The 11,740-nt window shown below is 40.8% G+C and carries 12 protein-coding genes; 10 read left to right on the forward strand and 2 right to left on the reverse strand.

Going from position 1 to position 11,740, the window contains the following annotated elements; all coding sequences use genetic code 11:
- Positions 1-43: 43 nt before the first annotated feature.
- The 7 genes from CSV68_RS08050 to CSV68_RS08080 all read left to right on the forward strand — a co-directional run bounded on the left by CSV68_RS08050 (position 44) and on the right by CSV68_RS08080 (position 6,242).
- The gene (locus CSV68_RS08050) at positions 44-1,255 is read left to right on the forward strand and encodes an NEAT domain-containing protein (protein WP_099661868.1); all 1,212 of its coding nucleotides are present in this window, start codon (positions 44-46) and stop codon (positions 1,253-1,255) included.
- A 48-nt stretch (positions 1,256-1,303) separates the two neighbouring features.
- The gene (gene isdE, locus CSV68_RS08055) at positions 1,304-2,182 is read left to right on the forward strand and encodes a heme ABC transporter substrate-binding protein IsdE (protein WP_099633768.1); all 879 of its coding nucleotides are present in this window, start codon (positions 1,304-1,306) and stop codon (positions 2,180-2,182) included.
- Between the two features lie 33 nt (positions 2,183-2,215).
- Entirely contained in the window at positions 2,216-3,181 is a 966-nt protein-coding gene (locus CSV68_RS08060) for a FecCD family ABC transporter permease (RefSeq protein WP_099633719.1), read from the forward strand.
- A 6-nt stretch (positions 3,182-3,187) separates the two neighbouring features.
- Positions 3,188-3,958, forward strand: a complete 771-nt coding sequence (locus CSV68_RS08065) for an ABC transporter ATP-binding protein (RefSeq protein WP_099661869.1) — start codon at positions 3,188-3,190, stop codon at positions 3,956-3,958.
- 11 nt (positions 3,959-3,969) lie between these two features.
- Complete coding sequence (srtB, locus tag CSV68_RS08070; RefSeq protein ID WP_099661870.1) at positions 3,970-4,743, forward strand: class B sortase; 774 nt, start codon at positions 3,970-3,972, stop codon at positions 4,741-4,743.
- A 109-nt stretch (positions 4,744-4,852) separates the two neighbouring features.
- A complete protein-coding gene (locus tag CSV68_RS08075; RefSeq protein WP_099633716.1) occupies positions 4,853-5,473 on the forward strand; it encodes an NUDIX hydrolase in 621 nt (206 codons plus the stop codon).
- Positions 5,474-5,492: 19 nt separating this feature from the next.
- The gene (locus tag CSV68_RS08080) at positions 5,493-6,242 is read left to right on the forward strand and encodes an alpha/beta hydrolase (protein WP_099661871.1); all 750 of its coding nucleotides are present in this window, start codon (positions 5,493-5,495) and stop codon (positions 6,240-6,242) included.
- Between the two features lie 91 nt (positions 6,243-6,333).
- Here CSV68_RS08080 and CSV68_RS08085 read toward each other — a convergent pair whose 3' ends face one another.
- Complete coding sequence (locus CSV68_RS08085; RefSeq protein ID WP_099633714.1) at positions 6,334-6,756, reverse strand: organic hydroperoxide resistance protein; 423 nt, start codon at positions 6,754-6,756, stop codon at positions 6,334-6,336.
- 162 nt (positions 6,757-6,918) lie between these two features.
- Here CSV68_RS08085 and CSV68_RS08090 point away from each other — a divergent pair, with 162 nt between their 5' ends.
- Positions 6,919-8,112, forward strand: coding sequence for a DUF4317 domain-containing protein (locus CSV68_RS08090; protein ID WP_099633713.1), 1,194 nt, complete (start codon positions 6,919-6,921; stop codon positions 8,110-8,112).
- Positions 8,113-8,360: 248 nt separating this feature from the next.
- The gene (locus tag CSV68_RS08095) at positions 8,361-9,872 is read left to right on the forward strand and encodes a malate:quinone oxidoreductase (protein ID WP_099661872.1); all 1,512 of its coding nucleotides are present in this window, start codon (positions 8,361-8,363) and stop codon (positions 9,870-9,872) included.
- A gap of 240 nt (positions 9,873-10,112) precedes the next feature.
- On the opposite strand, the gene CSV68_RS08100 is transcribed toward CSV68_RS08095, so the two are convergent.
- On the reverse strand, positions 10,113-10,649 hold the full coding sequence (locus CSV68_RS08100; RefSeq protein ID WP_099633703.1) for an ECF transporter S component: 537 nt from the start codon (positions 10,647-10,649) through the stop codon (positions 10,113-10,115).
- Positions 10,650-10,825: 176 nt separating this feature from the next.
- On the opposite strand from CSV68_RS08100, the gene CSV68_RS08105 reads away from it, so the two are divergent.
- Positions 10,826-11,527, forward strand: coding sequence for a polysaccharide deacetylase family protein (locus CSV68_RS08105; RefSeq protein WP_099661873.1), 702 nt, complete (start codon positions 10,826-10,828; stop codon positions 11,525-11,527).
- The last annotated feature ends 213 nt before the right edge of the window (positions 11,528-11,740 follow it).

Here is an 11,740-nt window from a genome sequence, read left to right on the forward strand (position 1 = left end):
TTCCTGTCGTTTTACATGATATGTAAAGGAGTGTACGTCTGAAATGAAAAGAATGGTTTTGTTTCCTCTACTTTTGCTACTCATCTCTGCGTGGCTTCCTTTTCATTCTGTAACCGCAAACGAACGGAAAGAAGTCGTAAATGATGTGTATCAAGTTGAACTAAGTTTTTTATCACATGAAGCCGAGGATACAAATGTTTTATTTACTAAGCAGGCTACGTTAACTGTTAAGGAAGATCGCTATACATTATCCATTGCGGCGAAGAATGATCACATCCTAACGCAAATCACTGCCGTGCAACAAGGAATCAAAACGAGCACGCGACTGGATCGAGCAGAAAACTTAGTTCAGTTTGATATAGAGGATGTGCAACACAAGATTGAACTTACGGGCACATATCGTTTGCCTAAAGAACATGCACTGCAATCCTTTTCATATGAAGTGTTGATCGAGGAGCAGTCCTTACCGGCATTTGAACACGTTCAACCAGTGAAGTCCATTCAGTCAGGTGATGATACGATACACTACCGATTGCTGTCAGACGGTAAACCTTCGGCAATGAATGAATACGTCAATCCAGTACTGCGCATTGTAACACGTGACAATCAATATTTTGCCCAGTTAGAGATTATTCAACCGAGTAAGGTTAAAGGCTTCACAGTAGAGCAACAAGGGAATTTAGTAGAACCAAAAGTGATATCGCAAAACAAGTCACGTATTGTGGAGTTTGAAGTAGAAGATTTCCAGAAAGGGACCCGTATCTGGTTGAAAGTGAAGGAGTCTGAGAACTCGCATGTACAGGAAGAGTTTTTACAAATTGCTTACAGTCAGCAACAGATAGCGAAGTATTTGAGCAAAGTACCTTCAGATAACAAAGCAATATCTTCATTGACTAAGCGAACTGAGCAACCTGAAAAAAACACTACTCCAACTAAACAAACCACGAATGAAAAAGAAAAGAAGATAGAAAAGTCGACCGTAGAAAAAGTACAAAAGCAAGACGAGTTACCGCCTCATCTTCCTGAAGTGCAATTGGAATTTGATCGTACGGTGGATGATGTGAAGGAAGAACCAGCTGAGGTCGTCACGCAAGTAGCAAGCGAACCGCAAGAACTGGAACCCCCTGTACAAGATAAACAAACGATTCCCTTTGATATAATGAAAATGGGAATACTGTTCACATTATGTAGTTTGTCGGGTGTCTTATTGATACGTCGACTACTGAAGAAAAATCATGTTATGCGTAATGAATAATGAGTGGAGGATTACATCGTGCAAAAAAAGTGGAGATATGTATTGCTAATGTTGGCAGTTATGACAGCAGCAATAATCGCAGGGTGCGGCAATGATAAAGAAGAGAAAGCTGTTTTAGCAGATACTGCGGAGAAAAGTGAAACCGCAGAAACTAGTGATCAGCGAATTATTGCGGGCACTGTAGTCATCGCAGACATTCTAGATAAGTTAGATATAGATGCCATCGCCATTCCTGAAACAGAAAAACAAATGGCGAGCCGCTTTGATGGGCTTCCAACTATCGGTAATGCTATGACACCGGATATGGAAATTGTGAAGTCAATGGATCCAACAGATTTTTTATCCGTATCTACATTGGAATATGACCTCGAAGCGGGATTTGAACAATTGAATATCCCGACAACATTTTTAAACTTCCAAAGTGTGGACTCGATGATACAAGAAATCCAAGGTCTTGGAGAGCGCTATGATCGTACAACTCAAGCGGATAAATTAGTAGGGGACTTACAGAAAAAGATTGAAGCGGCCGAAGTAGTGGCGGCAAATCGTAAAGGACCAAGTGTATTGATATTATTAGGTATCCCAGGCAGTTACTTAGTCGCGACGGAAAACTCCTATGCGGGTGATCTCGTAAAACGTGCGGGTGGAACAAATGTCATGGAAGGTCAGGATCCTGAGTACTTATCGTCCAATACTGAGTATCTTCATAATAGTAATCCAGATATTATCTTACGTTTATCGCATGGTATGCCAGATGAGGTCGTGGAAATGTTTAATGAAGAGTTTCAAACAAATGATGTATGGAAGCATTTTGACGCGGTGAAAAATGGTAAAGTCTATGACTTGGAAGAAGAGCTATTCGGCACAACGGCTTCATTGCAAGTACCTGAAGCATTAAGTGAGCTAATGAAGATTTTCTATCGATAACTCGATGAATTTCGTTTGAAAAGGAAGGCCGTCATGAGAAAAAGAATTGCTAGTTATGTAATCGTTTCCCTGCTGCTTGTTGTAACCATCGTATATTCGGCTACGACAGGCAGTATTAAAATGGGATTCTTTGAATTTTTCGGTGCGCTTTTTGAACAGGACAACAGTCAGATAGAAGCAATTCGTGACTTGCGCTTTCCACGAATGATAGTGGCAATTTTTGCAGGCGCGGCATTGTCGGTATCGGGTGTCTTGTTGCAGTCTGTCATGCGTAACCCCCTTGCGGATGCGGGGATTATCGGGATATCTTCCGGTGCGGCATTTGTGCAGTTATTCATTATTTCGTTCTTTCCGGCGCTCTTTTTCATGACGCCTTTATTTGCGTTTATGGGTGGGGCTTTCGCTTGTTTTCTCGTCTTTGCATTGTCATGGAAATCAGGTCTTAGCCCGTTAAAATTAATTCTTGTGGGAATTGCGATTAACGCGATGTTCACAGGTCTCACCGAAGCGTTTATTAGCTTTGGGGGTTCGTTGAATGTCTCAGCCTCAAGTGTGATTGGTTCGAATTTAACGATGCGTACGTGGAGCGATGTATCGACCATTGCGACATATGGAACTATCGGATTGGTTCTGGCATTTGCATTGTATAGCTGGTGTAATTTATTAGTGCTACAAGATAAGACGGCAAAAAGTATTGGCTTTCATGTCGCGCGTGCCCGTTTACTCATTGCGGCAGTGGCAGTTTTATTAGCAGCGATTTCGGTCGTAGTGGCGGGTGTGATCTCATTCGTCGGATTACTTGTACCGCATATTGCCCGCAGATTAGTTGGCTATGACCATAAGGTGCTCATACCGTTCACAGCGCTTTTAGGGGCGTTGATTATCTTGCTGGCTGACACGCTCGGTAGAACGATTGTGGCTCCGCTTGAAATACCTGCTTCGACGCTGATGGCGATCATCGGTGGACCGTTCTTAATATTCTTACTGCGAAAAGAGTGACCTATTATGGAAATGAAGCGCATTATTGTATCGCATGATAATATCACCAATCACTTGGATGATGTCTCGACGTCTATTTCTAAAGGGAAAGTGACGACAATCATCGGGCCGAATGGTTGTGGAAAATCGACATTACTCAGTGTACTTTCACGAAGTAATATGCCGACTTCAGGAACGGCTTCACTGGAGAATCGTGATTTAGTGATGTTTAAGCCAAAAGAATTTGCGAAGAAATTAGCGATTGTGTATCAGCAGAATGAAGTGCCAAAAGATTTGACGATTGAAAAACTAGTCAGCTTTGGTCGGTTGCCACATAAAACGTTATTACAGCGGAACCAGGAAGAGGATCGTAAGGCTATAGATTGGGCGTTATCCGTGACGAATCTAACTGACAAACGCCATAATGACTTAGAAGCATTATCGGGTGGAGAGCGTCAGCGTGTATGGATTGCGATGGCACTGGCACAACAGTCAGAAATACTGTGCCTGGATGAACCAACAACTTATTTGGATATATATTATCAGATTGAATTATTGGAGCTCGTGAAATCACTAAATGAAGACTATGGATTGACGATTGTCATGGTGTTGCATGATATCAATCAGGCGATTCGATACAGTGATGAGATTATTATGATGAAGAATGGTCGAATCATTGCAGAAGGTCCGCCGCGTGAAATCATTACAAAGGATATCATCAAAGAAGTATATGGAGTCAACGCTATCTTCAAGGAAGATGACGAATTAGGTCTTTATATGTTGTCGCTTGGTATTTAGGAGGTAAGCTGATGAAAAAACGCCTGTCGAAACTGATGCCTTTCATTTATCTGGCAGTCTTTCTCTACTCAGGCTATTTACTCGTGCAGTATGTATATACATACGTGGAATCAGCCAGCTCATTGAAGGAAACGCAAGAGATGTATGAGACGGCGTTAGAAAATACAGCTCAGGTTGCGGTAACGGGAGACGCCAAAGAAGATCTCTTGGAAGATGATTCGATGCGTCCAGAGTTTGAAGAATTAAATAAAGTGAATCAAGATATCGTGGGTTGGATTTCAGTGGAAGGTACCAATTTGCATAACCCCATCTTGCAGGCTACAGACAACGACTTTTATTTAAATCGTAACTTCGCACGAGAAAGTAGTCGTGCAGGCAGTGTCTTCATGGACTACCGGAATGATATTACGAATATGAGCCACAACACGGTCCTTTATGGTCATGCGATGAGAAACGATACGATGTTTGGTAGCTTGAAGAAATTTGGTGATCAAGACTATGCAGATGAACATCCGGTTATTTACATGGATACATTGTATGAGGGGTATGATATTGAAGTGTTTGCAGCATACGAAACGACGATCGACTTTTATTATATTGAGACAGACTTTCAGACGACCGAAAAATTTTCAGAATTTCTCGGGGAAGTCGAGTCACGTTCTCTAATTGATATGCCAGTTGAAGTAGGGGCGGACGATCGAATTGTTACATTATCGACTTGCAATAACTCGGTGAATAGTAAAGATAAACGCTATGTAGTGCAAGGCAAATTAGTGAAGCGCTAACGTATATGGATAGAATGAGGAGTTGCTCTTACAGGGTAGCTCCTTTAATTTCTTTAACGATTCGTCTGGTAATGATACGATAGGATAAAACGATGAGGTGGGGGACTTCATGGACTTGGATCGACTGCAAAATAAATTGTATGAAAATAAATCTTTATTCATTGGAGAAGATACTGCATTCCGTTCCGCTGTAATTATTCCATTAGTAGAAGCGGAAGGCGAATGGCATGTGCTGTTTGAGGTACGTGCTTTCACGATGAGGAAACAGCCGGGCGACATCAGTTTCCCTGGTGGAAAAATCGACATAACGGATGCATCACCTATGGAAGCAGCTTTACGGGAGACGCATGAAGAGCTCGGAATTGATCCGAAGACGGTACAGATGATAGAGGAGTTAAGCCCATATATTGCATCGCCTTCATTCGTCGTCTATCCGTTTGTGGCGGTCATTGACTATCATGAAATTATTCGAAGTTATAATAAAGAAGAAGTGGAAGAGGTGTTTACCATTCCGCTCAAATGGCTGATGGAACATGAGCCATATATGCATTTGGTATCGATTGAAATAGCCCCGCCAGATAATTTCCCTTTTGAAAAAATTATGAACGGAGACCAGTATAAGTTCAGAAGTCATTCGCTTGAAGAATGGTTTTATGAATATGGTAATTATACAGTTTGGGGATTAACGGCTAGAGTGTTAAAACATTTCATTGATATCGTGAAGAAATAAACCGGAATGAGGATCAAGTATGAAACAAAAGAGGACGTGGAAATTCAAGCTGTTCGTCGGGCTAGCAATTCTCCTGTTAATGAGTGCAGTTGGTTTCTTCCTATTCGCTAGTTCTTATTATACCGCGCAGGCTTACGCGAAAGAAAATATACAATCAGATTCAGATGTAACCGTTGAGAATGGTAAAGAGCTGGTGTTTGAACCTACTTCAAATAAGAAAAATATAGGTTTTATTTTCTATCAAGGGGCAAAAGTAGAAGCTGAAGCATACGCACCATTGGCCAAGGAAATTGCTAAACAAGGCTATACTGTAATCATTCCTCACTTGCCGCTCAAGATGGCCATATTCTCGCCTGATCGAGCAGATAAGGTAATACGTAATCATCCTGAAATAGATACATGGTTAATAGGCGGTCACTCTTTAGGCGGCGTGACGGCATCGGATTATGCATCTCGTCATGAAAAGATTTCCGCGCTTGTGCTGCTGGCTTCTTATCCTGGGAGTCATACGGATTTGAGTGAAACGTCGGTGGATATTTTGTCGATTTCGGCGAGTCGGGATGAGGTGGCAGATGCGAAAGCCATTCAGGCAGCCAAATCTAGTATGCCTGAAAATGCGAAGTTCATCGAGATAGAGGGCGGTAATCATGCAGGTTTTGGTGATTATGGTGAGCAGAAGGGTGACGGTAAAGCCACTATATCGAATGAAGAGCAGATGATGCAGACTTCTGCTGCGATTGTGGAATTAATTGAGGGTTTGAAAAAGTAGAAAGTATCTTCTGCTGAATTAAAAGGCTGTGCTAGGTTCGTGTCTTCACGATTTCCAGCACAGCCTATAGCGTTATTTTTAGACTATGAAATTAAAGTACTGTTAGTGTCACTTCAATATTGCCTCTAGTTGCTTTGGAATATGGGCAGACGTGGTGTGCTTTTTCAACTAGTTCTTCTAGTTGAGCCTTTTCGATATCTGTACCAGTTACTTGTAAATCAACTTCTAGTTTGAAGCCGCCGTCTGTTTCATCTTTGCACAGGCTGACGTTTGCTGTAACTTCTGATGAAAACTTAACGCGTTCTTTGCTTGCGACAAGTTGAAGTGCGCTGTCGAAACAAGCTGCATAACCTGCAGCGAATAATTGCTCAGGGTTAGTAGAGTTCTCTAATTCTTTCGCTCTTTTTGTACCCGGCATTGCCGTATCGAATTCGACTACTTTGTCGGAGGAAACTACATGGCCTTCTCTTCCTCCGTTAGCAGTTGCTGTGGATGTAAATAATTTTTCTGACATGAAATCACTACCCCTTATCTAATTTTTTAGTCTCACTCCATTGTGTACCCGAATATTGGATAATTATGTGTGAATTCTATAATCTTTTATGCTCGTGTATGGTAACGTCATCTAACGTAGTCAATACGTTTAGTTAAATTAGTTAGGAAGTGGGAACACGATATGAACAAAAATGATATTGCAGATATTCGTAAACGATTTAAATTAGATACAGATCTTTTGACGATTACTGATATTTACCATGTCTATATTAGGCAGGAAAGTAGTGAGATCTACCACGAAGAGAGTCAGGCTTTTGCATTGCTAGACCGTGAGCAACAAGAATTGTTCATGACGAATTTCAAAAAGGTGCTAGGTGGTAAACTAGGCATGAAGTTATTTGAAGTGAAATTTGAACGTCAGACTGAAGAGAATAACGAGGGTCACGCACAAAAGCTTTTGTATGATGGGTTGCAGGTGGAAGAAACCGAGGATTGGAAAGAAGAGATGCAACATCTAGCACTAAAAATGGTGAAAGATATCCAATATGAAAAGGATCTCGTTGTGACATTTATTCGTGGAAACTACTTTAAAAAGACTAAGCGTAACAGTGAAGAAACAGAAATTGATATGCGGGATGAAGTGTTTACGACGCCGTTTATTCTGTGCAGTATGAATCATACGGACTTGCCGAAGCGCTCCATCGTATTTGATTTCCAAGAGCGTGAATTCAAATCGAATACGATGCTCGATCCTATCATTAATCTTGCGTCACCGATAGGCGGCTTTTTATTCCCTTGCTTTACAGACAACTCAGCTGATGTAAATCATGTGTTGTATGCTGCTGGTAGAGCGAATAAGCCAGATTATGCATTCATAGAGAATGTTCTGAATGGAGAAGAAGTGGTCACTGCTGCGGACGATAAGGCTGTTTTCGAGGAAATCGTCAAACAAGTAGTCGGTGGTGAAGTAGATACGGAAACATTAGGAAATGTATATGAAGCTATCTACCGATTAACTGTAGCGGATGACGAAGAAGAAGAACCGGAAGAACCACCTGCAATTGATGCGAAGCAAGTAGAGCGTGTGTTGAAAATGAGCGGCGTCGATTACGTGAATACAGAAGCTGTAGAAACGGCTTTCCAGACTGTAGTGGACGACACCTCTTATGAAATGAAAGCAACTCACATCGTACCAAGCTATACGTCGAAGTCGATTAAGATCGAAACCAAAGTAGCAAATATTTCAATCAGTCCACAAGACTTAAAGTATGTGAAGCAAGTGAACTATGATGGCAAGCAATGTATTTTGATTGAAGTAGAAGAGGACACAATTATTGAAGGATTCAAAGTGATTTCGGAAGATTTATTGACATGAAAACAGTCATTAATTAAATCTAACAAGTGAAGAAGTTCAAAAATTCGACACATTACTGGCTTTATTCTGACAAATAAACAAGTCCCTTTAAACCTAGTTATATTTGATGTATACTAGAAAAGATGGTAGTAGATGTATGGTTAAACATGAGACAGAATAAAGTGCTCCTAGTACGCGCCATGTATGCTGTGACGCCTTATTTAGGAACATTTACGTTTCTGTAAATTTCACATATAAGGAAGGTCAAAATGAGTAATAGACAAACTAAATCAGATGTTATATTAATTGGTGCCGGAATTATGAGTGCAACGCTAGGAACAATGCTTAAAGAATTAGCGCCTGACTGGAATATCTCGTTATTCGAGAAACTAGATAAAGCTGGGGAAGAGAGTTCGCATGAGATGAATAATGCGGGAACAGGACACGCAGCATTGTGTGAACTGAACTACACTTCCGAAAGACCAGATGGGACTGTAGATATCGCAAAAGCGGTTAAAGTTAATGAACAGTTCCAGTTATCTATGCAGTTTTGGTCACATTTAGTAGAGAAAAATTTGATCAAAGACCCTGAACAATTTATTATGCCACTGCCACACATGAGTCTTGTACAAGGTGAAGACAATGTGACGTATTTGAAGAAACGCTTTGAAGCGATGACAGCAAATCCACTATTCGAAGGAATGGAGTTTTCCGAAGATCCGGAAAAACTAAAAGAATGGATTCCGTTGATCATGAAAGACCGTACTGTGGATGAAGCAATTGCTGCAACAAAAATCGATACAGGTACAGACGTAAACTTTGGTGCATTGACTCGTATGTTAATCGAGCACATGCAAAAAGTGGGCGTTGATGTAAACTACGGGCATCAAGTAGAAGATATCAAACGTACAAGTGATGGCGAATGGGAATTAAGAATAAAGAATAATATAGACGGTAAGCTTGAATTCCATAAAACTAAATTTGTTTTCATTGGTGGCGGAGGCGGAAGTCTTCCATTACTACAGAAAACAGGTATACCTGAAAGTAAACATATCGGTGGATTCCCAATCAGTGGTGTCTTCATGGTCTGCAAAAATCCAGACGTCATTGCAAAACATCATGCGAAAGTATACGGAAAAGCAAAAGTGGGTGCACCACCAATGTCTGTTCCACACTTAGATACTCGCTATATTGATGGTGAAAAGTCCTTGCTATTCGGACCGTTCGCGGGCTTCACACCGAAGTTCTTAAAAGAAGGATCTATGATGGATCTTATTGGTTCAGTGAAACCGAATAACTTAACGACTATGCTAGCATGTGGTGCAAAGAATATGCCATTGACTAAATACTTGGTAGAACAAGTAGTACAAACAAAAGAACAACGTATCAATGAACTGCGTGATTTCATCCCAGACGCGAAAAGCGAAGATTGGGATCTATGGACTGCAGGTCAACGTGTACAAGTCATTAAAGATACTCCAAAAGGCAAAGGTACGCTTCAATTTGGCACAGAGCTTGTAACAGATCAGGATGGTTCCATTGCAGCGTTACTTGGAGCATCTCCAGGAGCATCTACTGCAGTAGCAGTTATGCTGGATCTTATTAACAAGTGCTTCCCAGGACAAGTAAGTGATTGGGAGCCGAAGTTGAAAGAAATGATTCCTTCATATGGTAAAGCATTAGCAGAGCATCCTGAATTATTGAAGGACATGCATGCTTCTACTTCCAAGATATTGAAGTTAACTGAAAATGAGCTAGAGAAAGAAGCAGTTCGTAACTAATAGTTAGAATTATAAACGCACTACTACGATGTATTTCGTAGTAGTGCGTTTTTGTCGTCTTATGTATAATTATCGCGTTGAAGGAGTTCAAGTATACTTTAACGTTTGCTGGAACTTCGGTTGTACTAATTCTTCCTAACATACTCCTAACAATTAATAAATATTACATTCTACGAACAACCTTAAATTATAAGTAAAATAAGTAACCCCCCTGCATATTTATTTGGCAGAGGGGACTACTTATTTAAACATAGAAACCTTCTTCAACATCGCACAAACCGGTATAGCAATAGCAATTCCTACTGCACATTGGACCAGATCACCTGGGATGGAAGCTAGCGGGATGATCAAACTGTTATATAGAATACTTTCTCCGATATAATAACCGGCAATCGTGAATGGAATGGATAGTAACATTGCAAGTAGATTGAATTTAAAACTCGTTCCTTTGCGGCCATTTGACCAAGCAACCTTACCCACGATATAACCTTGCAATCCGCGTGTCAAAATCGTGATAGGAGCCCATAAAGCCCATCCGCTGACGAGGTCGAACAAGCCCATTCCAACGGCTCCTGCAATCATGCCTTTCTTCGGTCCGAATAAAATGGAGACAATGAACAACATGGCAGTACCAAGATGGATTAATCCACCATTTCCTAAAGGGAGCTTAATATTAAGTAAAAGAGTAGCGACGAACACAAGTGATGCAAGCATAGATGTCAGGATTAAATCAAAGGTCTTCGTTCGTTGTGCTGGATAGCTCTGTGTTTTTTGCATAGTCTGAATCTTCCTCACGTATAAAAGTAGTAAATTTAGAATAAAGGCAATCTGATACTTTAAAAAGAGTCAATTTACAATAAAGTTAAGGGGTCAGATAAGAATGAACCCATAGAGTGGGTTTTGAATTATGAACGAATACATTCTATACTTAGGAAAAAAGGAAGTGAGCTAGAATGAAAAAGAAAAATCTGGCTTGGATAGCAGGGGCAGCTGTACTTCTTCCTTTTGCCTATGGCATTGGAGCTACTGCCTTGATTCGAGCAACTGGCTATCGTGTCATGAAACGATTACCTGAAAGAAAAGGCATTGCACTCACGTTTGATGATGGACCCCATCCCGTTTATACAATGCAACTGCTCGATTTACTCAAACACTATCAAATCCAAGCAACATTTTTCGTGGTAGGTCAGAACGTTCGAGATTATCCTGAAGTTGTAGAACGTATGCATAAGGAAGGCCATCAAATCGGCATTCATCATGACCGCCATACGTCTAGCTGGCTGTTAACACCGTCTCAACTGTCATATGAAATTAAAGGAACCCACCGCGCGATTAAGACTGTCACAGGTGACTCGCCTACATTATACAGACCACCGTGGGGTTTCTTAAATGCTGCCACACTATTCGTCACCAAATCCTATCAAATTATTCTTTGGTCACACGTATTTCATGATTGGAAAATAGGGAGTTGTAAATCAGGGTTACTAGAAGGCTTGCGCAACACACCTGCTGATGGCTCCATTGTGCTATTGCACGATGACGGCACCAATCGAGGAGCAGATGACGAAGCACCAGCCTATATGTTGGATAAGCTCTCGGTATACTTGGAAGAGGCTGTTGCGAATGGTGTAAAATTTGTACCTGTCAAAGCTTAGATATAATAATTCAGCTGTTGGTAGTTTGTAGATATGTAATTATACAATTACTTTTTATTAATGTTTTAGCATGTGATAGTCAAAGTTTTCTAGCTATAAAGTTGATCAGCGTCCTCATGTTCTTTACGGTATTCTTCTTCTCACATCGTAATCAAGTAAGTATATACAAGCCTACACCTCTATAACTTTATGCGAAACGCCTCTAATCTTCTA

This window comes from Sporosarcina sp. P29 (assembly GCF_002743265.1).
Lineage (GTDB): Bacteria > Bacillota > Bacilli > Bacillales_A > Planococcaceae > Sporosarcina.

Excerpts from the sequence above, each read along its gene's own strand:
- CSV68_RS08050 (WP_099661868.1), top strand. The coding sequence starts at position 44 with ATGAAAAGAATGGTTTTGTTTCCTCTACTTTTGCTACTCATCTCTGCG.
- isdE (WP_099633768.1), top strand. The coding sequence starts at position 1,304 with ATGTTGGCAGTTATGACAGCAGCAATAATCGCAGGGTGCGGCAATGAT.
- CSV68_RS08060 (WP_099633719.1), top strand. The coding sequence starts at position 2,216 with ATGAGAAAAAGAATTGCTAGTTATGTAATCGTTTCCCTGCTGCTTGTT.
- CSV68_RS08065 (WP_099661869.1), top strand. The coding sequence starts at position 3,188 with ATGGAAATGAAGCGCATTATTGTATCGCATGATAATATCACCAATCAC.
- srtB (WP_099661870.1), top strand. The coding sequence starts at position 3,970 with ATGAAAAAACGCCTGTCGAAACTGATGCCTTTCATTTATCTGGCAGTC.
- CSV68_RS08075 (WP_099633716.1), top strand. The coding sequence starts at position 4,853 with ATGGACTTGGATCGACTGCAAAATAAATTGTATGAAAATAAATCTTTA.
- CSV68_RS08080 (WP_099661871.1), top strand. The coding sequence starts at position 5,493 with ATGAAACAAAAGAGGACGTGGAAATTCAAGCTGTTCGTCGGGCTAGCA.
- CSV68_RS08085 (WP_099633714.1), bottom strand. The coding sequence starts at position 6,756 with ATGTCAGAAAAATTATTTACATCCACAGCAACTGCTAACGGAGGAAGA.
- CSV68_RS08090 (WP_099633713.1), top strand. The coding sequence starts at position 6,919 with ATGAACAAAAATGATATTGCAGATATTCGTAAACGATTTAAATTAGAT.
- CSV68_RS08095 (WP_099661872.1), top strand. The coding sequence starts at position 8,361 with ATGAGTAATAGACAAACTAAATCAGATGTTATATTAATTGGTGCCGGA.
- CSV68_RS08100 (WP_099633703.1), bottom strand. The coding sequence starts at position 10,649 with ATGCAAAAAACACAGAGCTATCCAGCACAACGAACGAAGACCTTTGAT.
- CSV68_RS08105 (WP_099661873.1), top strand. The coding sequence starts at position 10,826 with ATGAAAAAGAAAAATCTGGCTTGGATAGCAGGGGCAGCTGTACTTCTT.